The organism is Betaproteobacteria bacterium (assembly GCA_009377585.1).
Classification (GTDB): domain Bacteria; phylum Pseudomonadota; class Gammaproteobacteria; order Burkholderiales; family WYBJ01; genus WYBJ01.
The window spans coordinates 25,695-47,321 of sequence record WHTS01000023.1 but is presented as its reverse complement, the minus strand read 5'-3'; the positions used below and the strand labels follow the sequence as shown (position 1 = coordinate 47,321).

Here is a 21,627-nt window from a genome sequence, read left to right as displayed (position 1 = left end):
TCGATCCACGCCTGCGGTTAAATAAGCGCCCGGCCCCGCGCTTATTTGGGAGCTGCAACCTGCGCTTGCGCCGTGGGGCGCGCGGCATCTGCAGGACGCTTGGTCAATTCGCGATAGCGCGTGAGCTGCGCGTCGAACTTGGCGTTGATGCTATCGGTCTCCTGCTGGCTTTGAGCCATCAGGGCGTCGAGCTTTTTCCGATCCTCGCGCGCGCCGGAACGCGCCAGTCCGGCCGAGGCCATCTTGAGCGTGTCCTGATTGCGCTTGAGCTCGCGCGCGCGCGCCAGCTCGATTTCCTTCTCGCTGGCATAGGTCGACAGCAGGGCCGTGTCCTTGCGCTGGCGATCCAGCTGCCGTTTGGCTTCCGCCTTGCGCCTTTCCTGCTCTTCCTCGCTCGGAGCCACCTGCACGGCCTTGAGGTGCTCGGTCTTCGCTGGCTGGGCCGCGCGCTTGCCGCGTTCGGCAGCGCGACTGGCATACCTGGGCGGAACGCTGTCGCCATAATGCGTGGTGCCGTGCTCGTCGACCCACTTGTACATGGCGGCGCCGGCAGGCAGCGAAAACGCGGTTGCGGCAACAAGGCTTGCGAGAAAAGTTATACGCAGGGGCTTCATCGGAGCTCCGTGGATCGGGTTTGGTGTTGTTGTGCGTGGCTCACGACCCGGTCACGCCGTATGCATTACGGCCGCGCTTGGCCGAAGTTTAGCGAGCTTCCGGCATTGTGTTACAGCCTGCCCCCTCGCTTGCAGCGCGCGCATCGGCATGCGGGCCGATGCCGTTGGTCCGCGGGTCCCTGGCCTTGGTCCCCAAACGAGCATTGCGCGAAGCGCTGGGAGAGCGCGGATCGCGTTTGCAGAATGAGGAACGTACACTGTCGGCATGAGTGATTGGGATGCGGTCGAACGATTTGGCGAGGCGGCGGCCAACCTGCCGTACCAGCCGCCGCGCTGGCTGCGCAATCCGCATCTGCAAACGCTCTACGCGTCCTGCATCGCGCGCTGTCCTTGCATTGCCTGGCGGCGCAGCCGCTGGTCCACGCCCGACGGCGATTTCGTCGATCTCGACTGGCTCTGCGCCACACGAGGCACGGCGCGTGCTTGCGCGTTGTCGCCGCCCCCTTTGATCGTCGTGTTTCACGGCCTGGAAGGCAGTTCCGGCAGCCACTATGCGCGCACGCTCATGCATGCCATCGACTGTCGCGGCTGGCGCGGAGTCGTGGTTCATTTCCGCGGCTGCAGCGGCGAACCGAATCTTCTGCCGCGTGCCTATCATAGCGGCGACTCGGCCGAAATCGACTGGATTCTACGACGCATGCGCGCCGAACAACCTGGGCCGCTGGCCGCTTGTGCAGTATCGCTCGGCGGCAACGCGCTGCTGAAGTGGCTGGGCGAGCGCGGGCCCGCAGCCAGCGCGGTGCTGGAAGCCGCTTGCGCGATATCGGCACCGGTCGATCTCACCGCGGCGGGTGCGGCGCTCGAACGAGGCTTCAACCGCCTCTACACGTGGAACTTCCTGCGCACGCTCAAGCGCAAGAGCCGGCAGAAGCTGCGCAGCTTTCCCGGGCTTCTGGACTCCGAGGCCATGCGCCGTGCCCGCACGCTACGCATGTTCGACGATCACGTCACCGCGCCCCTGCACGGATTTGTCGATGCCAGCGACTACTGGACTCGATCCAGCAGCAAGCCGTGGCTGAAACATATTGCCGTGCCGACGCTCGTTCTCAATGCACGCGACGATCCGTTCTTGCCGGCGCACGCGCTGCCGAGCACGGCCGAGGTGTCGGCCGCGGTTACGCTGGAACAACCGGCGCACGGCGGCCACGGCGCATTCGTCAGTGGCCGCTTTCCGGGCTCGCTCGACTGGATGCCGGCACGCGTGCTCGCTTTCTTTCAGGCCCAATTGGCGGGCAGCCGTGTGGCGCATCTTTAGCGTGGCATAATTTTTCCTCTCACGATAGGGCACGGGACATGAACAACATTCCGGCGGAGATCTTCAAGGCCTACGACATCCGCGGCATCGTCGACAAGACGCTCACTGCGGCGGGCGTGGAAACGATCGGGCGCGCGATCGGTTCGGAAGCGCGTGCGCGCTCCGTGACAGCAGTTGTCATCGGCCGCGACGGCCGGCTGTCGGGGCCGGCGCTGAGTCAGGCGCTCGCGCGCGGGCTGCAGGCCAGCGGCGTCGATGTGATCGACATCGGCCAGGTGCCGACCCCGGTGGTCTACTTCGCCGCCCATCAGCTCGGCACGCAATCCGGCGTCGCGGTGACCGGCAGCCACAACCCGCCCGACTACAACGGGCTGAAGATGGTGCTGGCGGGCGAAACACTCGCCGGCGAAGCCATTCAGGGATTGCGGCAGCGCATCGAAGGTGGCGATTTGACTGCCGGCCAGGGCAGCTATACCGAACGGCCGATCGTCGACGCGTATGTCGAGCGCATCGTCTCGGATGTGAAGACCGCTCGCAAGATGAAGATTGCGGTGGACTGCGGAAACGGCGTCGCCGGCGCCATCGCACCCAGTCTCTACCGCAAGATGGGCTGCGAGGTCATCGAGCTCTTCTGCGAAGTCGACGGCACTTTCCCCAATCACCATCCCGATCCGTCGGTGCCGAAGAATCTGCAGGATCTGATCCGCACACTGCAGACTTCGGACGCGGAGCTCGGTCTCGCTTTCGACGGCGATGGCGACCGGCTCGGCGTGGTGACGAAGAGCGGCAAGATCATCTACCCGGACCGGCAGCTCATGCTGTTCGCCAAGGACGTACTGTCGCGCAATCCCGGCGCGCTCGTCATCTACGACGTCAAGTCCACGCGCAACCTTGCCCCCTGGATCGAGCGCCACGGCGGTAGGCCGCTGCTGTGGAAGACCGGCCACTCGTTCGTGAAATCGAAGATGCGCGAAACCGGCGCGGCGCTCGCCGGCGAGATGAGCGGGCATGTTTTCTTCAAGGAACGCTGGTACGGGTTCGACGATGGGTTATACGCAGGCGCGCGCCTGCTGGAAATCGTGAGCCGCGAAGCCGACCCGAGCGCCGTGCTGGAAGCCTTGCCCGACGCGGTCAGCACGCCGGAGCTGCAGATCAAGCTGAATGAAGGCGAGAACTACGCGCTCATCGACAAGCTGCAGAAAAGCGCCCAATTCACCGCTGCGCGCGAAGTGATTCGCATCGACGGGCTGCGCGTCGAATATGCCGACGGCTTCGGCCTTGCACGCTCGTCGAACACGACTCCGGTGATCGTGCTGCGCTTCGAAGCGAACGACGAGGCGGCGTTGAAGCGCATCCAGGAGGATTTCCGGCGCGTCATCACTGCGGTCAAGCCGGACGTGGTTCTGCCGTTTTAGCATCTATGAGATTAGAGGAATCTAGAGCGGAGTGAAGCGTGAAGAGTGAAGAGTGAAATGTGTGGGGAAATGGGGACGCACACAATTTTAGCTCCATAGTGCAGTTCTCGCCTCGCACTGAAGAAAATTGTGTGCGTCCCCATTTCCCCATTTCCCTATAACCGCCGCAGGTGGCCGGTGATTTCGTCCCGGTCGTGGTACAGATGCTTGAACCTCAGCATATGATCGCCCTCGGCCGCGGCGAGCGTCCTTTCGATGACGCCGTGGCAGCGCTGCACTTCGCGCCAGCGCTCCTTGTTCGGCAGCTTCAAGTTGAAAATTGTCTCGCGGCACCAGCGCCGGGCGACCCACTGCGCCACGAGGGCAGCGATGCGCGCGGGTGCGGCGACCACGTCGCACACCATCCAGTCGACCGGCAGCTCGGGACGGAAGCGAAACGCATCTTCGCGCCGGTGCTCCACCAGCTGCGTTTGCATCACTTCGGGGGCGATTGAACCGTTATCGACGGCGACCACGCGCACTCCGCGCGACGCGAGTACCTGGCTCCAGCCGCCGGGTGCCGCGCCGAGATCGATCGCCACACGCCCTGCCCGCATGCGCCCCAGCAATTCGTCCTCGCCGATGAAAAGCATCAGCGCCTCGAGGAGCTTGAGCCCCGAACGGCTCGGTGCCCCGGCGGGAAAACGCAGCCTTGGAATGCCCATCGGCCAGGGCGAGCTGTTGTCGGGATCGGAGGCGCCGAGCACGACGCGATGGCGATCGAGGAGGCTCACGTGCAGGCGCGGACCACGCGACGCGATCACGCCGGCTTCGCGCAATCCTTCCTGCAGCGGCGCTGCCAAACCCCGAGTACCGGCCAGCAACTGCCTCGGCCCGTCGGCATCCGGCGCTTCCAGCCACACGGTGGAAAAACGTCGCCCCAGCTGCTTTGCCGCGGCGACGATCACGGCGAGCCGCTCGGCCGGCACCGGCACATCCAGCAGGCGAGCGTGCGTCAGCAACTGCCGGGTGAATGCGAGCTCGGCGAAGTCGGGCGTCCACTCGCGCTTCCTGCCACCGCCCGCTGCGGGGTGCCAAAGGACATGCGCCTCGCCCACCTTGTGTTCCCAGCGGCCATGAGCGCCAGCCGCAGCCGCGGACAGCTCGGCGGCGCAATCCACCTCGAAACCCGCGCGACAATAGAAAAGCAGCATGCAACCGGCGCCGGACCGGCGCAATAGGGTTCAGACTCAGGCTCAGGCTCAGAGACGCTTGCGCCTCATGCGACGCTCACCAGCCGAGCACGTAGGCCGGCCGGCGCGGATCGGCGCCGCCATGCAGGATGCCGTGCTCCTGATCGACCACGATGGCGCACGGCGCACCGGCGAGCCATGTCCACTCGTCCCACCAGTCGACGCGATGGCCGCGGGCCTTCAATGCTTCGCCCGTGGCGGCGTCGATGCGACCCTCCATCATGAGCAGCCCCGGGAAGTACGGGTGCGGCTCGAACGAGCCCGGGAAGCTGTAGCTCGCGAAGCGCGGCGCCTCGATAGCAGACTGGACGTCCATGCCGAACACGTGCACGTTCAGGAACACCTGGACCATCGATTGGATTTGCACATCGCCGCCCGGCGTGCCGAACGGCATCAGAACGCGGCCGTTCTTCAGCGCGAGCGCCGGGTTGGGCGTCAAGCGTGGACGCTTGCCCGGCGCCACCGAGCAGGGATGGCTCGGATCGGCCCACGACTGGGTGCCGCGACCGGAGGCGATGACGCCCAAACCCGGGATGATCGGCGTTTGGTTCGAGCCGTCGCTCGGCGTGCACGAGAACGCGTTGCCGTGCCGGTCGATGACGCACAGATACGAGGTATCGCCCGGGCGCACGTCGTCGGCCTGCGGCGTGGGCAGCTTGGCGCGCGGCAGGCCTTCCGATCCGGGCGGATCGCCCGCCGGCGGCATCTGCGGCCACGCCTTGTCCATGCGGATCTGGCTGCGGCGCTGTTCGGCATAGCCCTCGGACAGCAGGCCCTCGATCGGCACCGACACGAAGCGCGGATCGCCGATGTAGTTGTGGCGATCCGCGAATGCTAGCTTGAGCGCTTCGGTCACGACATGAACATAGTCGGGCGAGTTGTGGCCCAGCGCCTTCAGGTCGTAGCCTTTGAGGAGATTCAACGCGATCGGCAGCGTCGGACCCTGGCACCACGAGCCGCACGCATGCACGTCGATGCCGTGGAAGTTGGAACTGACCGTCGGCTCGAAGCGCACGCGGTATTCGGCCAGGTCGTCGCGGCGCAGGAGGCCGCCGCTTTCCTCGTGGAACTCAACGATCTTCTGCGCGATGTCGCCCTTGTAGAAGGCGTCGCGCGCCGCCTGGATGCCGGTCGAGCGTCCCTTGCGGCCATTGGCCTTTTCCTCGTCCACCATGTACTGCAGAGTGCGTGCGAGGTCCGATTGCACGAACAGTTCGCCGACCACGGGCGGCTTTCCGTTGGGCAGGAAAACCGCGGCGCTCGATGGCCAGCGCCGGTAGTTGTCGACCTGGTCGGCGATGAACTCGGTCATCAGCGGATACATCGGAAAGCCGTCGCGCGCGAACCGAATTGCGGCCGCGGCGACTTCGCCGAAGGTCATGGTGCCGTAATGCTCCAGGGCGGTCAGCCAGGCATCCGGTGCCGCCGGCACCACCGAGCGGAGCACCCCGGGTGGAATCTTGCCGCCGTGGTTCTTCTGGAAGTAGTCCGGTGTGATTGCCTTGGGCCACACGCCGAGACCGTCGATCGAAACAAGCTTGCGGTCCTCGGCACGATAGATAATGGTGGGCGCGACGCCCGCGAAACTGACCTTCTCGCCCTGCAGCACGCCGATGCAGATGCCCGCGCACACGCCGGCATCGACCGCGTTGCCGCCCGCCTCCAGAATCTGGAAGCCGGCATGGGTGGCGAGGTAGTGGCCGGCCGCAATGACATGCCGCGTGCCGGATATGGTCGGTCGGTTCGAAGCCATCGCCTGTCTCCTGTCGTTCGGCCGCAAAGCGTTTGCACGCATTCCACAATACGACGAAGCCGCTCGCTACTCCGTCACGGCCGATGATACTCCTCGGCGTCGTTGCCGACGCCATGGCGTGCCGCCATTGCGTGGTGCCTGCGGGCGATGCGCCGTAAAGCGCCATCGGCACGTCCTCGAGCGGCCGAGCCTTGGGCCTGCCATGCAGGCCAAGCGTGCCGTCGCTGACAGCTACCCGAGCGCCGGAAACAGCGCCCTGAGCCCGATCGCCATGCTTTCGATGGCGAACGCGGCCAGCAGCAGGCCGAGCAACCGGGTGGCGATGTTGAGCCCGGTGGTTCCCATGCGCCGTCCGACCGGTGCCGCGGCCGCGAGGATGAGCCACAGGACCGCGCACGCGACCACGATGCAACCGAGGATGGCGAGCCGGTGCAGCAAGCCGCCGCCGTGAGAGGCGACGATCACCGTGCTGATGGCGCCCGGGCCGGCCAGGAGCGGGATCGCGAGCGGCACCACGCCGAGGCCTGCGCCTTGCTCCAGCGCGCTCGCTTCCTCGGCCGTCTGGCGCACGTCGCCGGTGCGCGCATTGAGCATGGCGAGCGCCATCAGCAGCAGCACCAGGCCGCCGCCGACGCGAAACGATGCAAGGCTGCCGCCCACGGCCTGCAGAATGGCCTCGCCGGCGACCGAAGAGACGACCAGCACCGCCGCCACCGTCAGCGTGACGACGCGCGCCGTTCGCCGGCGCTCATGCAACGATCGGTTCGCCGTGAGCGAAACGAACAGCGGCACGGCGATGAACGGATCGAGGATTGCGATCAATCCGATCAGGAAGCGCGAGTAGTCCTGCCAGGTAACGAATGCGTCCGGCATGCGATCGGCGTGCCGTTCAGGTCTTCGGCCAGAGGATCAGCTGCGTGCAGCGGAAGAGCGCGATGCGCTGGCCGTTCGCCTCGCCTTTTACGACCGCATCCCATACGTGTGTGCTGCGGCCCATGTGCGCCGGCGTCGCCTCGCACACGATCGCGCCTTCGCGCGCCGTGCCGAGGTAGTTGGTCTTCAGCTCGATGGTGGTGAAGCTCGTCGCGCCTTGCGGCAAGTGCGCCGCGGTGCCGTACCCGCACGCCGTATCGGCCAGTGCGACGACCACCGCGCCGTGCAGAAAGCCGTTCGGCGCGAGATGCTCTGCGCGCAAGGTGAGACGCATGACGACGCAGCGCTCCTCCACGCGGACCATCTCGAGGCCCACCATGCCCGGGAAGCGGCCGCGGCTGCGCCGGTCCAGCTCGGCCATGTCGACTTCACGCCGCAGTTCGCTCATCGGAGACCCATGCGGGCACGGGATGCCGAGGCCCGACATCTGACATCACAGCCGTTCTTCCACCCAGCGGCGGACCGAATCGAGCGCCGAGAGCAATTTGTCCGGTTGTGTTCCTCCGCCCTGCGCCATGTCGGGTCTCCCCCCGCCCTTGCCCCCGACCTGTTGCGCGACGTGGCCGACGATATCGCCCGCCTTCACCTTGCCCGTGAGATCGGGCGTCACGCCCGCAATCAGCGTCACCTTGTCGCCGTCGGAGGCGCCGAGCACGATGACCGCCGAGGCGAGCTTGGTCTTGAGCTTGTCGACCGTCTCGCGCAAACCCTTGGCGTCCGCGCTGTCGAGCCTGGCGGCCAAAACCTTCGCACCCTTCACCTCGGTGGCCTGCGCGGCGAGCTCCTCGCCTTGCGAAGCCGTCATCTTCGACTTGAGACGCGCCAGCTCCTTCTCCAGGTTGCGCACGGTTTCGATCATCTGCTGGATCTTGGCGTTCACTTCCTGGGGGCTCGTCTTGAGCGTGGCCGCCGCGTCTGCGACGCGCTTCTCCTGTTGCCGCACCCAGGCCGTCGCGCCATCGGCGGTAACCGCTTCGATGCGCCGCACACCGGCCGCAATGCCGGTCTCGGACACGATCTTGAAAAAGCCGATATCGCCGGTGCGCTTGACGTGAGTGCCGCCGCAAAGCTCGGCAGAAAAATCGCCCATGCCGATCACGCGCACTTCGTCGCCGTACTTCTCACCGAACAGCGCCATCGCACCCGCCTTCACCGCATCGTCGTACTTCATCACGCGCGCGGAAACGTAGGCATTGCGACGGATCTCCCGGTTCACCAGGTCTTCCACCTGCGTGATCTGCTCGGCAGTCATCGGCTCGTTGTGCGCGAAGTCGAAGCGGGTCCGATCGGGATCGACCAGCGAGCCCTTCTGCTGCACGTGCGCACCCAGCACCTTGCGCAATGCCGCGTGCATGAGATGGGTGGCCGAATGGTTCCAGGCCGCCCGCGCACGCGCCTGCGCATCCACGGCGCACATCACCTTGTCGCCGACCTTCATGCGGCCGGTCTGCAGCTGTCCCTTGTGACCGAAGACGTCGGCCTGGATCTTCTGTGTGTCCTCGACCAAGAACGTGCCGTTCACCCCGGCCAGCTCGCCGCGATCGCCCACCTGCCCGCCCGACTCGGCGTAGAACGGCGTGCGGTCCAGCACGACGATGGCCGCATCGCCGGCTGCGATCTCCTCGCATTGGGTGCCTTCGCGATACAGCGCCACCACGCTCGACTCGAGCGTGAGTGTGTCGTAGCCATGGAACTCGGTTACGCGGCCGCTGTAGCTCACCCCGCCCGACATGCTGAAGCGCGATGCGGCCCGTGCCCGCTCGCGCTGGCGCTCCATCGCGGCTTCGAAACCGGCGTAGTCCACGCGCACGCCGCGCTCGCGCGCGATATCCGCAGTGAGGTCGACCGGAAAACCGAAGGTGTCGTAGAGCTGGAACACCATCTCGCCGTCGAGCATCTTGTCCTCGCGGGTGAGCGCGCCCTCGAGGATTTTCATGCCGTGATCGAGGGTCTCGGCGAAGCGCTGCTCCTCCTGCAGCAGGATCTGGGCGACACGCTCTTTCGCCCGCACCAGCTCCGGATACGCCTCGCCCATGACGCGGGCGAGATCGTCCACCAGGCGATGGAAGAAGGGCTGCGTCTGCCCCAGCTTGTAGCCATGCCGGATGGCCCGGCGCACGATGCGGCGCAGGACATAGCCGCGGCCTTCGTTGCCCGGGATGACGCCGTCGGTGATAAGGAAGCTGCAGGCGCGAATGTGGTCGGCAATGACCTTGAGCGAGTTGTCGGCAAGATCGCGGCTGCCGGTCTCGCGCGCCGCTGCTTGGATGAGATCCTGGAACAGGTCGATCTCGTAGTTCGAATGCACGCCCTGGAGCACGGCGGCGATGCGCTCCAGCCCCATGCCGGTATCCACCGAGGGCCTGGGCAGCGGGTGCAGCTTGCCGGATTCGTCCCGGTTGTACTGCATGAACACCAGGTTCCAGATCTCGATGTAGCGATCGCCGTCGGCATCGGGCGCGCCGGGTGGACCGCCGGCCACCGCGGGCCCGTGGTCGTAGAAAATTTCCGTGCACGGGCCGCAGGGCCCCGTATCGGCCATCTGCCAGAAGTTGTCCGAGCCGCCGCCGGGCTTGTCGTCGATGCGGATGCAGCGCTCGGGGGCGATACCGATCATCCGGGTCCACAACTCGTAGGCTTCGTCGTCGTCCTTGTAGACGGTGGTCCACATCAGCGCCGGGTCGAGACCGTACACCTCGGTCAGCAGCTCCCAGGCGAACTGGATCGCATCGCGCTTGAAGTAATCGCCGAAGCTGAAATTGCCCAGCATCTCGAAGAAGGTGTGGTGGCGCGCGGTATAGCCGACGTTCTCGAGATCGTTGTGCTTGCCGCCGGCTCGCACGCAGCGCTGCGACGTGGTTGCTCGCGAGTACGCGCGCCGGTCTTGACCGAGAAACACGTCCTTGAACTGGACCATGCCCGAATTGGTAAAGAGCAGGGTCGGATCGTTGCCGGGCACCAGCGGGCTGGAGGCTACGATCGTATGGCCCTTGCTTTCGAAATACTGCAGGAACTTGGTGCGGATCTGGCTCGATTTCATGACGGCCGCGGGCGTCCGAGAGGCATGGGAAAACATTGATTTTCCCTTGAAAATTTCAAGGGCGCAATGCGACCGGGATTGCGCGGCGTGCTTTCAGCCGCCGCTGCCGGAGTCGTCCGGTTCGTCCGCGAGCCGCAGCACCTTGAGCGCGATGCCGTGGCCGAAGCCGCGGTTGAGGAGAAATCGCACCTGTCGCTCGCGCTCGGCCCGATCGGCCGCCGGCTGGCCGAAACGCCGCCGCCACAGGGCAAGCGCAGCCGTCAGATCGGTTTCTTCCAGTCCTGCGGTCGATTCGGCGATCACATCGGGCTCGAGACCGCGCCGCGCCAGCTCGTGGCGGATGCGCACGGCGCTCGAGCGGCTGCGACGCGAATGGACCAACTGGGCGGCAAGACGCGCTTCCGACAGCCAGCCGCGCGCCTGCAGCTCGTCCAGCAGCGCGGCGAGCGTGCCGCCATCGTCGCAATATCCGGCGAGCAGGTGTTCCATTTCGGCGCGCGAGCGATCGCGCCGGGCGAGCAACCGGATGGCCTTCTGCTTGAGCGCCGGAGCATCGAGGTGCTGCGCGGGACCCGGATGCGAGCGGCGCCCCGCCATGAGCCTGGCGCCGGCGGTATGCTGCTGCGTCTGCCTGCTCAGGCCTCTTCGGCAACGGCCGCGGCGGCGGCGGGAACGCCCACCGCCTCGCGAATCCTGGCCTCGATCTCTTCGGCGATCTCGGGATGCTCCCGCAGGTATTCGCGCACGTTGTCCTTGCCCTGGCCGATGCGGTCGCCCTTGTACGAATACCAGGCGCCGGCCTTTTCCACGATGCGGTTGTTCACGCCCAGCTCGATGATCTCGCCTTCGAGCGAAATGCCTTCGCCATAGAGGATGTCGAACTCGGCCTGTCGAAACGGCGGCGCCACCTTGTTCTTGACCACCTTGGCGCGGGTCTCGGAGCCGATCACCTCGTCGCCCTTCTTGATCGAGCCGATACGGCGGATGTCGATGCGCACCGAGGCATAGAACTTGAGCGCGTTGCCGCCGGTGGTCGTCTCGGGATTACCGAACATGACGCCGATCTTCATGCGGATCTGGTTGATGAAGATGACCAGCGTGTTGGAGCGCTTGATGTTCGCGGTGAGCTTGCGCAGCGCCTGTGACATGAGGCGCGCCTGCAGGCCCATCTGCGGCTCGCCCATCTCGCCCTCGATCTCGGCCTTGGGCACCAGCGCCGCGACCGAGTCGACCACCACCACGTCGACCGAGCCGGAGCGCACCAGCATGTCGGCGATCTCGAGTGCCTGCTCGCCATTGTCCGGCTGCGAGATCAGCAGCTCGGAGATGTCGACGCCGAGCTTCTGCGCGTATTGCGGATCGAGCGCATGCTCGGCATCGATGAACGCCGCCGTGCCGCCGAGCTTCTGCATCTGCGCGATCACCGACAGCGTGAGCGTGGTCTTGCCCGAGGATTCGGGCCCGTAGATCTCCACCACGCGCCCGCGCGGCAACCCACCGATGCCGAGCGCGATATCCAGTCCGAGCGATCCCGTGGATACGGCCTGGACATCATTCGCCAGATTCGATTCGCCCAGGCGCATGATGGAGCCTTTGCCGAACTGCTTTTCGATCTGCGTCAGCGCCGCCGACAGTGCCTTGACCTTGTTGTCGTCCATGTCGATCTCCCAGAATGGCGCCATTATCCCACACGGCCGCGCCGGTCGAGCCCGTTACTTAAGCGCTACTCGGCACGCTAGACCGCTCGGTCTAGCGTGCGGGCGTCGCAATCTGCGCGAGGACACCGTGCAACGCGTGCGCCACCGTCTTGCGCCGCACGTCGTCCCGGTCGCCGCGAAAACGGCGCGTCTGAACCACCGCCTTGCCGGGCGCGCGCGCCCAGGCGAAACACACCGTGCCCACGGGCTTGTCGGGTGTTCCGCCGCCCGGGCCCGCGACCCCCGACACCGCCACCGAGACCTGGGCGTGACTGTGTCGCAATGCGCCCACAGCCATCTGGCGCACGACCTGCTCGGACACCGCGCCATACCGGGCGAGCGATGCGCTCTTGACGCCCAGCATTTCGCGCTTGGAGATGTAGGTGTAGGTGATGAAACCGCGCTCGAACCACTCGGAGCTTCCCGGCACCATGGTGATCGCCTGTCCGATCCAGCCGCCGGTGCAGGACTCGGCGGTCGCAACCATCAGGTCCTTGCGCTTCAATTCGCGCCCGACGCGAACCGCCAGCCGAAATAGAGCCTCGTCCATTTATAGAGCCTCGTCCATTTTTCTCCTCAATCGAGCAACGCCTTCGCTGCCGCCAGGCAGAGCAGGCTGTAACCGGCCGCGAGCAGATCATCGAACATCACGCCGAAGCCGCCTTTGAGGCTGCGGTCGAAATAACGAATCGGCGGCGGCTTGAAGATATCGAACACTCGGAACAGCGCGAACGCAGCCGCCTGCCACACGGCATCGGGTGGCGTGAAGAACAGCACCAGCAGGAAAGCGACGGTCTCGTCCCAGACGATGCCGCCGTGGTCGGCCACGCCCAGATCGTGCGACGTACGGCCGGCCGCCCAGATGCCGATCGCGAACGCAGCCGCAATCCCGGCCAGGTGAACATAGGCATTCAAGTGCGCAGCGGCCCACAGGTGCAACGGCACCGCGCCCAGGCTGCCGAACGTGCCGGGCGCGAATCGGATCAGTCCGACTCCGCCGAACAGCGCGATGACGTGCGCCGGGTGCGAGGCGACGAAGCGCCACGACGGTCCGCTGAGCGCCCTAGCCAAAGTGGTCGAATCCACGTTTCCCGATCCGTGCCACGGCTCCGTCGGCGCGCAGCAGCCGCACGCCGCGCCCGCGCCGCATCGTCCCGATGCGCGTGAGCGGCAAGCCGAGCTGCGTGCTCAGCGCCTGAACGTGGCCACGACGGCGAACCGGCGCGGTGAAGCAGAGCTCGTAATCGTCGCCGCCCGCGAGCAGCGCTTCATGCGCAGCCGCACGGTCGCCGAGGCGCGCAAGCAGGGGCGAACGCGGCACCTGCGCGACATGAACGTCGGCGCCGAGTTTCGAGCGCACGCAGATGTGGCCCAGGTCGGCCGCAAGGCCATCGGAAATGTCGATCGCGGCATGCGCGATCCCGCGCAGCGCGATACCGAGCGCGATGCGCGGAGTCGGCCGCTCCAGCCGGCACATGCAGCGCGCCAGCTCGTTCGCGGCAAGCGTCACGCGGCCCTTGCCGTGCGCGACGCCGAGCGCGGCCTCGCCCAGCGAACCCGACACCCAGACATCGTCGCCCGGCCGCGCGGCGTCGCGGCGCAACGAGGCGCGCGGCGGAACCTCGCCGACGATCGTGACGCTCAGGTTGAGCGGCCCGCGGGTCGTATCGCCGCCGACCAGATCGACGTCGAAGGCGCGCGCGAGGGCGAGGAAGCCACCCGCGAAACGTTTCAGCCAGGCGCTATCGGCGCTCGGCAGCGCCAGCGACAGCAGCGCCCAGCGCGGCGCCGCGCCCATGGCCGCCATGTCGGAGAGATTGACGGCCAATGCCTTGTGACCGAGGGCGCGCGGATCCGCGTCGGGGAAGAAGTGGGTGCCGGCCACCAGCATGTCGGCCGATACCGCGAGCGCCATGCCGGGCGAGGGCTCGAGCAGCGCCGCATCATCGCCGACTCCGAGCAGCGCATGCTTCGCCGGCCGCGCGAAGTAGCGCCGAATCAGCTCGAATTCGGTAGGCATGCGCAATTGTACGCGCAGGCGCTGCAGCCTTCCGTCGAGCGGGAAGCGGGCCGGCGCCCTCGCGCAGCTGCGCTCTCGTCAACGCCGCGAGCGCGATGCGCGTGGATCGGCCTCGACTTCGATCGCGCGGGCTTGGGCGGCAAGGCGATCGAGCACGCCGTTCACGTACTTGTGGCCATCCGTTCCGCCATAGGCCTTGGCCAGTTCGACGGCCTCGTTGATCACGACCCGGTAGGGCGTCTCGATGCGGTGCACCAGCTCATATGCGCCAACCAGCAGCACCGCGTGCTCCACCGGCGACAGTGCAGCGATCGGCCGATCCAGATAGGGCGCCAGCCGCGCATCGAGGTCGCTCGCTTCGCGGATCACGCCGTTGAGAATCGATTCGAGCAGCGCACGGTCGGCCTTGTCGAAAGTCCTGAGTTCCGCCAGGCGATGCTCGATCGCGCGCACATCGTTGCCGGCGAGCAGCCACTCGTACAGGCCTTGTACGGCGAATTCGCGGGCGAGTCGACGGCTGTTTCTCATCTGGCGTGCGATAACCAACGTGTCCGCGCGACGCGCGAAGAGGCGCGCATTCTACCGGAAAGCGTATCGCTTCCGAGCAGACACGCGAACGCTTGTCGCTCGCCATGCAAAGGGATGGGGCGGCGGGAGCGCATTGATGCGCTCCGGGGGCGGGCTCGCACCTTGTCCGGTTCATCGGCCGGCGGCATGCAATGCGAGGATGTCCCACACCGCGCGGCATAGCGGCGTGGGGATCGCGTGCGCGCGCCCGAGCGTGGCGACCGCACCGGCGAGCCATTCGATCTCCAGCGGCCGGCCGGCCTCGCGATCGTGGTGCAGCGACGAGGTCATGTCCTGCGGCATGGTATCGGCGAACGCAAGCCTCTGCTCGGCGTAGTCGGACGGCAGGGCCACACCGAGCGCGCGGCCGACGGCGACAACCTCGCGCATGAGATCCAGCAGGAACGCCCGCGTCTGCGCATTGCCGAGGATGGCGCCGAGGCGCACTCGCATGGTCGCCGTGGTCGAGGACAGGCCGACAAGGAATACGAACTTCTCCCACAGCGTGCGACGAATGTCGTCGCTGATCGCGGCGTCGATGCCCGCACGCGTGAGCCAATCGTGCAGCGACTGCACGCGCGGCGACGGACGGCCGTCGTATTCGCCGATCACGACCCGCTGGACGGCGCCGGTTTGCCCGATGACACCGGGCCGGGCGATGCGGGTCGCAACATAGGTGACGCCGCCGACTACGGCCTGTGCCCCGAACTCGCGCCGCAGAATGTCGTCCTTGGTCACGCCGTTCTGCAAGGACAGGACCGCAGTCGCGGGCGTCACCAATGGCCGTACGGCGGCCGCTGCGGCCTCGGTGTCGCGCAGCTTGACCGCGATGATGACCAGGTCGACCGGACCCAATAGCGCCGGGTCCTCCGCGGCTCGCACGTTCGGAATACGGATGGCGTCCTGACCATCGCGCTCGATCACCAGCCCGTTCGCGCGCATCACCTTCAGATGCTCGCCTCGCGCGACGAAGCGCACATCGCACCCCGCATGGGCGAGCCGTCCGCCGACGAAGCCGCCTACGCCTCCGCTGCCCATGACGGCGATTCTCATCTCTTTCTCCAATGCTCCGGACTCGAGCACGGTAGCAGAAGTCGACGCCCCCGGAATCGGGGAATACACTTCCAGTGTCCGGAGGCCGGGATTCGTTGCTGCAACGTCAATTGTGAAGGAGCGCCGCATGGACAACCGACTCGTCGTCGAGATCGTATCCGACGTGGTTTGACCCTGGTGTTTCATCGGCAAACGCCGCCTGGAATCGGCCTTGGCGCTATTCCGCAGCAAGTTGCCCGATGAACCCGAGCCGGCCGTGCGCTGGCTGCCGTTCCAGCTCAATCCGGATCTCCCAGCGGAGGGAATAGCCCGCAAGACCTACATCGAACGCAAGTTCGGTCCCGGCGGCGCCCGCAATTATGCCCGCGTCGCCGCGGTGGGCAAGGAGGTCGGCATCGACTTCGCCTTCGACGCGATCACCGTGCAGCCCAACACCGTCAACGCGCATCGCCTCATGCACCATGCCGCCCGACACGAGCGGGAAGATGCAATGGCCGAGAGCCTGTTCCGTGGTTACTTCCAGGAAGGCACCGTGTTGACGGACTTGTCCCAGCTGGCCGCGCTCGGCGCGCGCGCGGGATTCGAGCCCGATGCGGTGGCCGCTTATCTCGCCTCCGACGAGGACAGGCAAGCGGTGCTGTCAGCCGATCTCGAAGCACGGCAGGCGGGAATCGGCGGCGTTCCATTCTTCATCTTCAATCGACGCGTCGCCGTTTCGGGCGCGCACGAGCCGAGCATGCTGCTCGAAGCGATGCAGCAGTCGCTAGCCTGAATTTCCATGGCGCCAGTCCTGACGCCTGCTGCCGCCCGGGGCACCGGGCTGACGGCTGCATGGTCACAATGCGACGGAATGTCGACGTGGGCGCAGTCCGACGGCCGCCGATGTCGTTCCGCCGGCTTCTTTCTTAGCATGCATAATCAGTAACTTAACGTATCGCCACGACGCCGTGTCAGGGATGGTGTGGAAGTTGCTTTGAGAAGCTCAGGACGTGGCTTCGCAAGGTAACGGTCAATGTTGATCTACATCGAGGACTACCTGAACCGCCGCCGCCAATCGCAGGCGCAGGCGCGACCGCTGTTGATTGCCGCGGGCGGCACGGCGACGACAGTATCGGCGGACAATTCGAGTCTTGCGCGGCCGTCGGCGCGCATCCGTGTCTTGCCTCTGGCGGCGCCTTGTTACGACCCGGCGCTGTCCTCGGCAATCGATCTCGGCAACGTCTACGCCGAGGCCACGCTGGTCTGAAGGCAGCGGCGCCTCGCGGGTCCCACCTCGCGGGTCCCACCTGCGAGCTCATGCACCACCGTGCTCGCGCGTCACCGTACAGCCACCCTGACCCTGCAATCGGGTGCCGGGCGAAGTCTCCTTTGTTGCGCGCTCGCGGCCGATTCGATTCGAATCAGTCCGCTGTCCCCGAAAGTTGAAGTCGATTCGCCGGCTCGCGCGATGCGGGAGGACCAGCGAACGAATTCCCGCGATTGAAGTTTTGGCGGGCATCTTCTACCATAAGCGCGCAACATCTTTCGAGAGGAGGCAGCATGCTGATCGAAGAGGATTTGGAAGCTACGCGCGCCAAACTCGCCGAATTGCACTCCGTACATCGCAGTCTCGACAAGATGATCTCCCGCCTCGCCGACAGCCCCGTACAAGACGAACTCGAGCTGCGGCGCCTGAAGAAACAAAAGCTCCTGCTCAAAGACCAGATCTCGGTGCTCGAGAAACGACTGGTCCCCGATGTGCCAGCCTGAGTAACCGAACGCGCAGCCCGAGCCGTAACGCCGGGCAACCCTTGCGCGACACGGCGTATGCCGAGCGGATCGCCGGCATTCGTGTCGAATCCAGAGCGCTGTATCAGGCGCGCATTTGCGCGTGTCCCGCACGACCACGGTCGCGCGTGGCCCGCATCGTCACCACGACCGCGAGCAGCGCGAGCAGCACGAACCAGACGAGCGACCAGCCGGCAATGCTGAGGCCGAGAAAGGTCCAGCCTTTTTCCGCGCATTCGCCCGATCCGCGCAGCACCATGTCGATCGCCTTTTGCAACGGGAAGCGCGACAGGATGTAGTCGAGCCCCGGTCCGCATTCCGGGACCATGTTCTTGGGCAAGCTTTGCAGCCATACGTGTCGCCCGGCGAGCGCCGCGCCCGCGGCCGCAAACAGCAGCAGCAGCACGCCGTAGACGGCCGCCGCCGTGCGACGCGGATCGTGTAGCGCGGCGACGAGGAATACCACGCCCAGACCCATGAATGCGATTCGCTGCAGCAGGCACAGCGGGCAAGGGTCTTCGCCCACGACGTACTGCAGATAAAGGGCGAACCCGATCAATCCTGCGCACACCAGGAAGCCCGCCAGATAACCGTGCCGATTCGTGAGTTGCATCGTCCTCGCCGTGGCTGGCGCATGCGCCATCGATAGGCCCCGTCTCGCGTATGACCCGGGCGAGCGCCTCGCGCCGGATGATGACACTCGCCTGCTAAACTTCACTCATGCTGCGACGACCGGGGGCCATTTCGATCGACGAGTCTCTGATCCAGGAGCAGTTCGTACGCGCGCCCGGACCGGGCGGCCAGAACGTTAACAAAGTGGCCACCGCCGTGCAACTGCGCTACGACCTCGCACGCGCAACCTTGCCCGCCGATATGAAGCGCCGGCTCGCGGCGCTGGCCGGTTCGATGATGACGCGCGAGGGCGAGCTGGTGATCCAGGCGAGCCGCTATCGCAGCCAGGCGCGAAACCGGGAAGACGCGAGGACGCGGCTGCTCGATCTGCTGCGCAAGGCATCGGTTCGTCCGCGCGCGCGGATCGCAACGAGGCCACCCGCAGCCGAGCGCGAACGCCGCCTGCAGTCGAAGCATCGGCGCGGCCTGCTCAAGCGCGACCGGCGCATCTTGGAGTAGCCTTCAACCCGAGTTGACGACGACAGCAACCGCGCCGGCGACGATCAGGAGCACGACCGCCGCCCGCAGCAGACTCGCCATCGGCTCCTGCGTCGGCGCGGCACCATCGACGTACTTTCTGCCGGTGAACATGGCGCCGATCAGGTTCTCGCGCTTGACCAGCAGATAGAACAGGATCGCGATCAGGTGCAGCGCGATCAGTGCGAGCAACACGTAGAAGTTGTAGTTGTGGATCGCGGTGAGCAATTCGCTCGTCTCGCCCGAAACACGGCTTGCGAGCGGACCTTCGGTCATGACGTCGTCGTTGGCGAAAAGCCCCGTCGTCGCCTGTACCGTTATGCTGAGCAGCATCAGCACGACGCTCCAGCCGCCCAACGGATTGTGGCCGAGGAACCTCGACGAGCGGGTGGCGGTGAGACTCGTGGCGTAACGGATCACCTCGCCCGGCCCTCTGACGAAGCTGGCGAAGCGTGCATGCCAGCTGCCGACCCATCCCCAAATGATGCGAAACACGACCAGGGTGAGAATCGTGTAACCCGACCACATGTGGTAGGTCATGGCATTGCCGCCCACCTCGCTGGTGATCCAGGAGACGGCAATGAGTACGACGAGCAACCAATGCACGATGCGCACGGGCCAATCCCAAACCGCGACGGCCTTGCGCGGCTGATTCTCCCGATCGACTCTCGCCTCGGCCATCCGCACTCTCCTTTCGCGCCAACGATGCACGCGACGCGCTCGGCTGCCGCGGCAGGCAAATTCGGCTCTCAATTGTCGTTGACGACTCGCCCCATGGGATTGGGTGCATCGTCGCGTTGCGTCTGCAGCCGAGCGGCGACCATGTCGGTCAGCCTCACGTAGTCGGTCTTGCCGTTGCCCAGCACAGGCAGCGAGGCGACATGAACGATCTCGCGCGCCACCGCGAGATCCTGCGCTCCGAGCGAGCGAGCGGCCTGGTGCAACTTCATCCGATCGAGCGCGGCATCGGTCGTGAAGAGAACCGTCGTCTCGCCGCGCTCCGTCGCTGTCGCAATCGTTGCGGCATGCTGATGCTCCGGCGAGCACTCGCGCGCCAATCGCTCCACCAACTCCAACGCCACCATCTCTCCGGCCACCTTGGCAAAGCGCTTGAGGCGCCCGACTACGCGCACGAAACCCTGATCGTCGATTTCGACCACGTCGCCCATGCAATACCAGCCGGGGCCGAGCTCCGATGCGGGCGGCTGCAATTCGCCCGGTCGATCGGGCAGCAGATAACCGAGCATGAGATTGGGACTGCGCACATGCAACACGCCGCCTTGAGCGATCCCCGGCACGGCCGTGAGGCGGAACTCGACGCCTGCGAGAAATGCGCCGACCGTTCCGGCGCGATTGCGTTGTGGGGTGCCAAGCGAAATGGCAGGGCCGCATTCCGTCGCACCATAGCCCTCGAACACGCGCAGGCCGAACCGCTCCTGGTACAACCGTTGAACTTCCGGGTTGAGCTTTTCCCCGCCCGAGATCACATAGCGCACGGTCGCGAAATCCAGCGCGCGTGCCTGCCGCGCGTAGTGGCCCAGGAACGTGCTGGTGCCGAACAGGTAGGTGCATTTACGCGAATAGGCGATCTCGGGAATGATCCGGTAGTGCAACGGGTTGGTATACAGAAAAAGCTTCGTTCCGTACACCAGGGGCATCAGCGTGCAGGCGATGAGACCGTAGGTGTGGTACATCGGCAGCGCGTTGAGGAACTTGTCGTTCTCGTTGAAGTCGATCGCGGCTGCGAGCTGCGCCATGTTCGCCAGTACGCCGTCATGCGACATCCCCACGCCCTTCGGCTTGCCTTCCGAGCCCGAGGTGAACAAGACGATCGCAAGCGCATCCGGGTCGCTCGCACGCTCGATGCTACGCGGCCGCCATAGGGCCCAGCCAGCGAGCCAGAGCTTGTCGCGCCAACCGAGCTGCGAACGAAGGTCTTCGAGGTAGTGGATGCTGCAGCCGTCCAATGCGCGTAGCAGCCGCTCCAGACGCGCCATCTCGACGAAACGGCGCGAAGTCACCACGGTCTTGATGCCGGCTGCGGCGACGGAGCTGCGCACAGCGTCCGGACCGGAACTGTAGTTGAGGATCGCGGGCACGCGGGCAGCTGCGCTCAATCCGAACAAGGTTCCGACAGCAGCCACCGTATTGGGCAGCAACACGCCCACGACCTCGCGCTCCCGCGTGCGCGGCTGCAGCAAGCGCGCGAGCGCCAGCGTCACCTTGAGCACGGTGCCGTACGATTCTTCGATCTGCCGGATGTCTTCGACGATCGGGGTCCGGCGCCCCTGCTGCTCAACCGCGTCCAGGAACGCACCGAACAAGGTACGGCGAGGTCTCGCCTCGAGCGCTGCGCACTGCATGAGCGAGAGCAATTGAACACCGGCCTGCCGGCGCCGCTCGCGCGCCGCCAGGCCGGGCGCCAATTCGATTCGGCCCGGTGTGCCGACACTCAGAACCGAACCGTGGCGCAGCTTGCCGTTGGCCCCGGGAGAACCGTAGCGGATGTTGATCGGGACCACGGTTGCGCCGGTTCGAGCCGCGACGATCGCGGGCGCCTCGTAGAGCTTGCCCAGTGCGCCTGTGCGAACCGGCCCGTTCTCCGGAAAGACGACGACGTTGCGGCCTTGGTTGATCAGGCGCGCGAGCCGGCGCACGGTCAATGCTTCGCTCATTTCCGCGACGAGAACGTGCGCCCCGCGCAGCCACAGCTTGCAGGCTGGATGGCGCGCGGCGCGCGGCGCGACCACGACAACGGCATCGATCGGCAGCACCGCGGACACCAGCAGCGGGGCGATCGCGCCCGGATGATTGGCAACGATCAGCAGAGGCCCCGGCGAGAGCAGTGCATCGGCCTTCCCGCCGAGAGAAGCGCCTAGCACTGCGCGCAGCAGACGCCTCGAACGCGTACCTTGCATGATCGGAGCATACCCCAACGCGCTTATCGCTCTAACACCGGCTCGCCGCCCAGCGCACCCGCCCTTATTCGCGGCCACCCGAGCGCACGCCGAGCATTTTGTAGGAAAACTTCCTACAACGCTTGTAAGACATCTTCTGACGCCATGTCGTCAT

Annotated in this window: 22 protein-coding genes; 6 read left to right on the top strand and 16 right to left on the bottom strand. The window is 66.0% G+C overall.

Going from position 1 to position 21,627, the window contains the following annotated elements; genetic code table 11:
- Positions 1-41: 41 nt before the first annotated feature.
- Positions 42-614 carry a DUF4124 domain-containing protein gene (locus GEV05_10220; GenBank protein MPZ43761.1) on the bottom strand — a complete coding sequence of 191 codons (573 nt, stop codon included), beginning with the start codon at positions 612-614 and terminating at the stop codon, positions 42-44.
- A 265-nt stretch (positions 615-879) separates the two neighbouring features.
- Here GEV05_10220 and GEV05_10215 point away from each other — a divergent pair, with 265 nt between their 5' ends.
- Both GEV05_10215 and GEV05_10210 read left to right on the top strand, forming a co-directional pair.
- Entirely contained in the window at positions 880-1,929 is a 1,050-nt protein-coding gene (locus GEV05_10215) for a hydrolase (GenBank protein MPZ43760.1), read from the top strand.
- A 38-nt stretch (positions 1,930-1,967) separates the two neighbouring features.
- Positions 1,968-3,344 (top strand): phosphomannomutase/phosphoglucomutase, encoded by a 1,377-nt coding sequence (locus GEV05_10210; protein ID MPZ43759.1) that lies wholly within the window; start codon positions 1,968-1,970, stop codon positions 3,342-3,344.
- Between the two features lie 155 nt (positions 3,345-3,499).
- On the opposite strand, the gene rlmM is transcribed toward GEV05_10210, so the two are convergent.
- The 12 genes from rlmM to GEV05_10150 form a co-directional block, all read right to left on the bottom strand.
- Positions 3,500-4,537 (bottom strand): 23S rRNA (cytidine(2498)-2'-O)-methyltransferase RlmM, encoded by a 1,038-nt coding sequence (gene rlmM / locus GEV05_10205; protein ID MPZ43758.1) that lies wholly within the window; start codon positions 4,535-4,537, stop codon positions 3,500-3,502.
- A 76-nt stretch (positions 4,538-4,613) separates the two neighbouring features.
- On the bottom strand, positions 4,614-6,371 hold the full coding sequence (locus GEV05_10200; GenBank protein MPZ43757.1) for a gamma-glutamyltransferase family protein: 1,758 nt from the start codon (positions 6,369-6,371) through the stop codon (positions 4,614-4,616).
- A gap of 189 nt (positions 6,372-6,560) precedes the next feature.
- On the bottom strand, positions 6,561-7,202 hold the full coding sequence (locus GEV05_10195; GenBank protein ID MPZ43756.1) for an NAAT family transporter: 642 nt from the start codon (positions 7,200-7,202) through the stop codon (positions 6,561-6,563).
- Between the two features lie 16 nt (positions 7,203-7,218).
- Positions 7,219-7,650, bottom strand: a complete 432-nt coding sequence (locus tag GEV05_10190; protein MPZ43755.1) for a hotdog fold thioesterase — start codon at positions 7,648-7,650, stop codon at positions 7,219-7,221.
- A gap of 45 nt (positions 7,651-7,695) precedes the next feature.
- Positions 7,696-10,302, bottom strand: coding sequence for an alanine--tRNA ligase (alaS, locus tag GEV05_10185; GenBank protein ID MPZ43754.1), 2,607 nt, complete (start codon positions 10,300-10,302; stop codon positions 7,696-7,698).
- Between the two features lie 93 nt (positions 10,303-10,395).
- Positions 10,396-10,899: a recombination regulator RecX gene (gene recX / locus GEV05_10180; GenBank protein ID MPZ43753.1), complete on the bottom strand. Its 504-nt coding sequence runs from the start codon at positions 10,897-10,899 to the stop codon at positions 10,396-10,398.
- A 38-nt stretch (positions 10,900-10,937) separates the two neighbouring features.
- Entirely contained in the window at positions 10,938-11,960 is a 1,023-nt protein-coding gene (gene recA, locus GEV05_10175; protein ID MPZ43752.1) for a recombinase RecA, read from the bottom strand.
- A 91-nt stretch (positions 11,961-12,051) separates the two neighbouring features.
- Positions 12,052-12,549, bottom strand: a complete 498-nt coding sequence (locus GEV05_10170; protein MPZ43751.1) for a nicotinamide-nucleotide amidohydrolase family protein — start codon at positions 12,547-12,549, stop codon at positions 12,052-12,054.
- 26 nt (positions 12,550-12,575) lie between these two features.
- Complete coding sequence (locus GEV05_10165; GenBank protein MPZ43750.1) at positions 12,576-13,070, bottom strand: phosphatidylglycerophosphatase A; 495 nt, start codon at positions 13,068-13,070, stop codon at positions 12,576-12,578.
- A complete protein-coding gene (gene thiL / locus GEV05_10160; protein MPZ43749.1) occupies positions 13,063-14,019 on the bottom strand; it encodes a thiamine-phosphate kinase in 957 nt (318 codons plus the stop codon). The genes GEV05_10165 and thiL overlap by 8 nt, the downstream gene beginning before the upstream one ends.
- 78 nt (positions 14,020-14,097) lie before the next feature.
- Positions 14,098-14,547, bottom strand: a complete 450-nt coding sequence (nusB, locus tag GEV05_10155) for a transcription antitermination factor NusB (protein ID MPZ43748.1) — start codon at positions 14,545-14,547, stop codon at positions 14,098-14,100.
- Between the two features lie 171 nt (positions 14,548-14,718).
- Complete coding sequence (locus GEV05_10150) at positions 14,719-15,639, bottom strand: 2-dehydropantoate 2-reductase (GenBank protein ID MPZ43747.1); 921 nt, start codon at positions 15,637-15,639, stop codon at positions 14,719-14,721.
- 184 nt (positions 15,640-15,823) lie between these two features.
- Here GEV05_10150 and GEV05_10145 point away from each other — a divergent pair, with 184 nt between their 5' ends.
- From GEV05_10145 to GEV05_10135, 3 genes are all read left to right on the top strand, one after another.
- Positions 15,824-16,411, top strand: a complete 588-nt coding sequence (locus GEV05_10145) for a DsbA family oxidoreductase (protein ID MPZ43746.1) — start codon at positions 15,824-15,826, stop codon at positions 16,409-16,411.
- Positions 16,412-16,651: 240 nt separating this feature from the next.
- Positions 16,652-16,885 (top strand): hypothetical protein, encoded by a 234-nt coding sequence (locus tag GEV05_10140; GenBank protein MPZ43745.1) that lies wholly within the window; start codon positions 16,652-16,654, stop codon positions 16,883-16,885.
- Between the two features lie 296 nt (positions 16,886-17,181).
- Positions 17,182-17,388, top strand: coding sequence for a DUF465 domain-containing protein (locus GEV05_10135; protein ID MPZ43744.1), 207 nt, complete (start codon positions 17,182-17,184; stop codon positions 17,386-17,388).
- A gap of 103 nt (positions 17,389-17,491) precedes the next feature.
- Here the strand turns inward: GEV05_10135 and GEV05_10130 are convergent, their stop codons facing one another.
- Positions 17,492-18,019, bottom strand: a complete 528-nt coding sequence (locus tag GEV05_10130; protein ID MPZ43743.1) for a disulfide bond formation protein B — start codon at positions 18,017-18,019, stop codon at positions 17,492-17,494.
- A 107-nt stretch (positions 18,020-18,126) separates the two neighbouring features.
- Here GEV05_10130 and GEV05_10125 point away from each other — a divergent pair, with 107 nt between their 5' ends.
- Positions 18,127-18,537, top strand: coding sequence for an aminoacyl-tRNA hydrolase (locus GEV05_10125; protein ID MPZ43742.1), 411 nt, complete (start codon positions 18,127-18,129; stop codon positions 18,535-18,537).
- Positions 18,538-18,540: 3 nt separating this feature from the next.
- Here GEV05_10125 and GEV05_10120 read toward each other — a convergent pair whose 3' ends face one another.
- Entirely contained in the window at positions 18,541-19,236 is a 696-nt protein-coding gene (locus GEV05_10120; protein MPZ43741.1) for a hypothetical protein, read from the bottom strand.
- Between the two features lie 68 nt (positions 19,237-19,304).
- Entirely contained in the window at positions 19,305-21,473 is a 2,169-nt protein-coding gene (locus GEV05_10115) for an AMP-binding protein (GenBank protein ID MPZ43740.1), read from the bottom strand.
- Between the last annotated feature and the right edge of the window lie 154 nt (positions 21,474-21,627).

Coding starts and splice junctions, on each gene's coding strand:
- GEV05_10170 (MPZ43751.1), bottom strand. CDS start 12,549: ATGGACGAGGCTCTATTTCGGCTGGCGGTTCGCGTCGGGCGCGAATTG.
- alaS (MPZ43754.1), bottom strand. CDS start 10,302: ATGAAATCGAGCCAGATCCGCACCAAGTTCCTGCAGTATTTCGAAAGC.
- thiL (MPZ43749.1), bottom strand. CDS start 14,019: ATGCCTACCGAATTCGAGCTGATTCGGCGCTACTTCGCGCGGCCGGCG.
- GEV05_10140 (MPZ43745.1), top strand. CDS start 16,652: ATGTTGATCTACATCGAGGACTACCTGAACCGCCGCCGCCAATCGCAG.
- GEV05_10200 (MPZ43757.1), bottom strand. CDS start 6,371: ATGCGTGCAAACGCTTTGCGGCCGAACGACAGGAGACAGGCGATGGCT.
- GEV05_10190 (MPZ43755.1), bottom strand. CDS start 7,650: ATGAGCGAACTGCGGCGTGAAGTCGACATGGCCGAGCTGGACCGGCGC.
- GEV05_10195 (MPZ43756.1), bottom strand. CDS start 7,202: ATGCCGGACGCATTCGTTACCTGGCAGGACTACTCGCGCTTCCTGATC.
- rlmM (MPZ43758.1), bottom strand. CDS start 4,537: ATGCTGCTTTTCTATTGTCGCGCGGGTTTCGAGGTGGATTGCGCCGCC.
- recA (MPZ43752.1), bottom strand. CDS start 11,960: ATGGACGACAACAAGGTCAAGGCACTGTCGGCGGCGCTGACGCAGATC.
- GEV05_10130 (MPZ43743.1), bottom strand. CDS start 18,019: ATGCAACTCACGAATCGGCACGGTTATCTGGCGGGCTTCCTGGTGTGC.
- GEV05_10210 (MPZ43759.1), top strand. CDS start 1,968: ATGAACAACATTCCGGCGGAGATCTTCAAGGCCTACGACATCCGCGGC.
- nusB (MPZ43748.1), bottom strand. CDS start 14,547: ATGAGAAACAGCCGTCGACTCGCCCGCGAATTCGCCGTACAAGGCCTG.
- GEV05_10115 (MPZ43740.1), bottom strand. CDS start 21,473: ATGCAAGGTACGCGTTCGAGGCGTCTGCTGCGCGCAGTGCTAGGCGCT.
- GEV05_10215 (MPZ43760.1), top strand. CDS start 880: ATGAGTGATTGGGATGCGGTCGAACGATTTGGCGAGGCGGCGGCCAAC.
- GEV05_10120 (MPZ43741.1), bottom strand. CDS start 19,236: ATGGCCGAGGCGAGAGTCGATCGGGAGAATCAGCCGCGCAAGGCCGTC.
- recX (MPZ43753.1), bottom strand. CDS start 10,899: ATGGCGGGGCGCCGCTCGCATCCGGGTCCCGCGCAGCACCTCGATGCT.
- GEV05_10125 (MPZ43742.1), top strand. CDS start 18,127: ATGCTGCGACGACCGGGGGCCATTTCGATCGACGAGTCTCTGATCCAG.
- GEV05_10150 (MPZ43747.1), bottom strand. CDS start 15,639: ATGAGAATCGCCGTCATGGGCAGCGGAGGCGTAGGCGGCTTCGTCGGC.
- GEV05_10220 (MPZ43761.1), bottom strand. CDS start 614: ATGAAGCCCCTGCGTATAACTTTTCTCGCAAGCCTTGTTGCCGCAACC.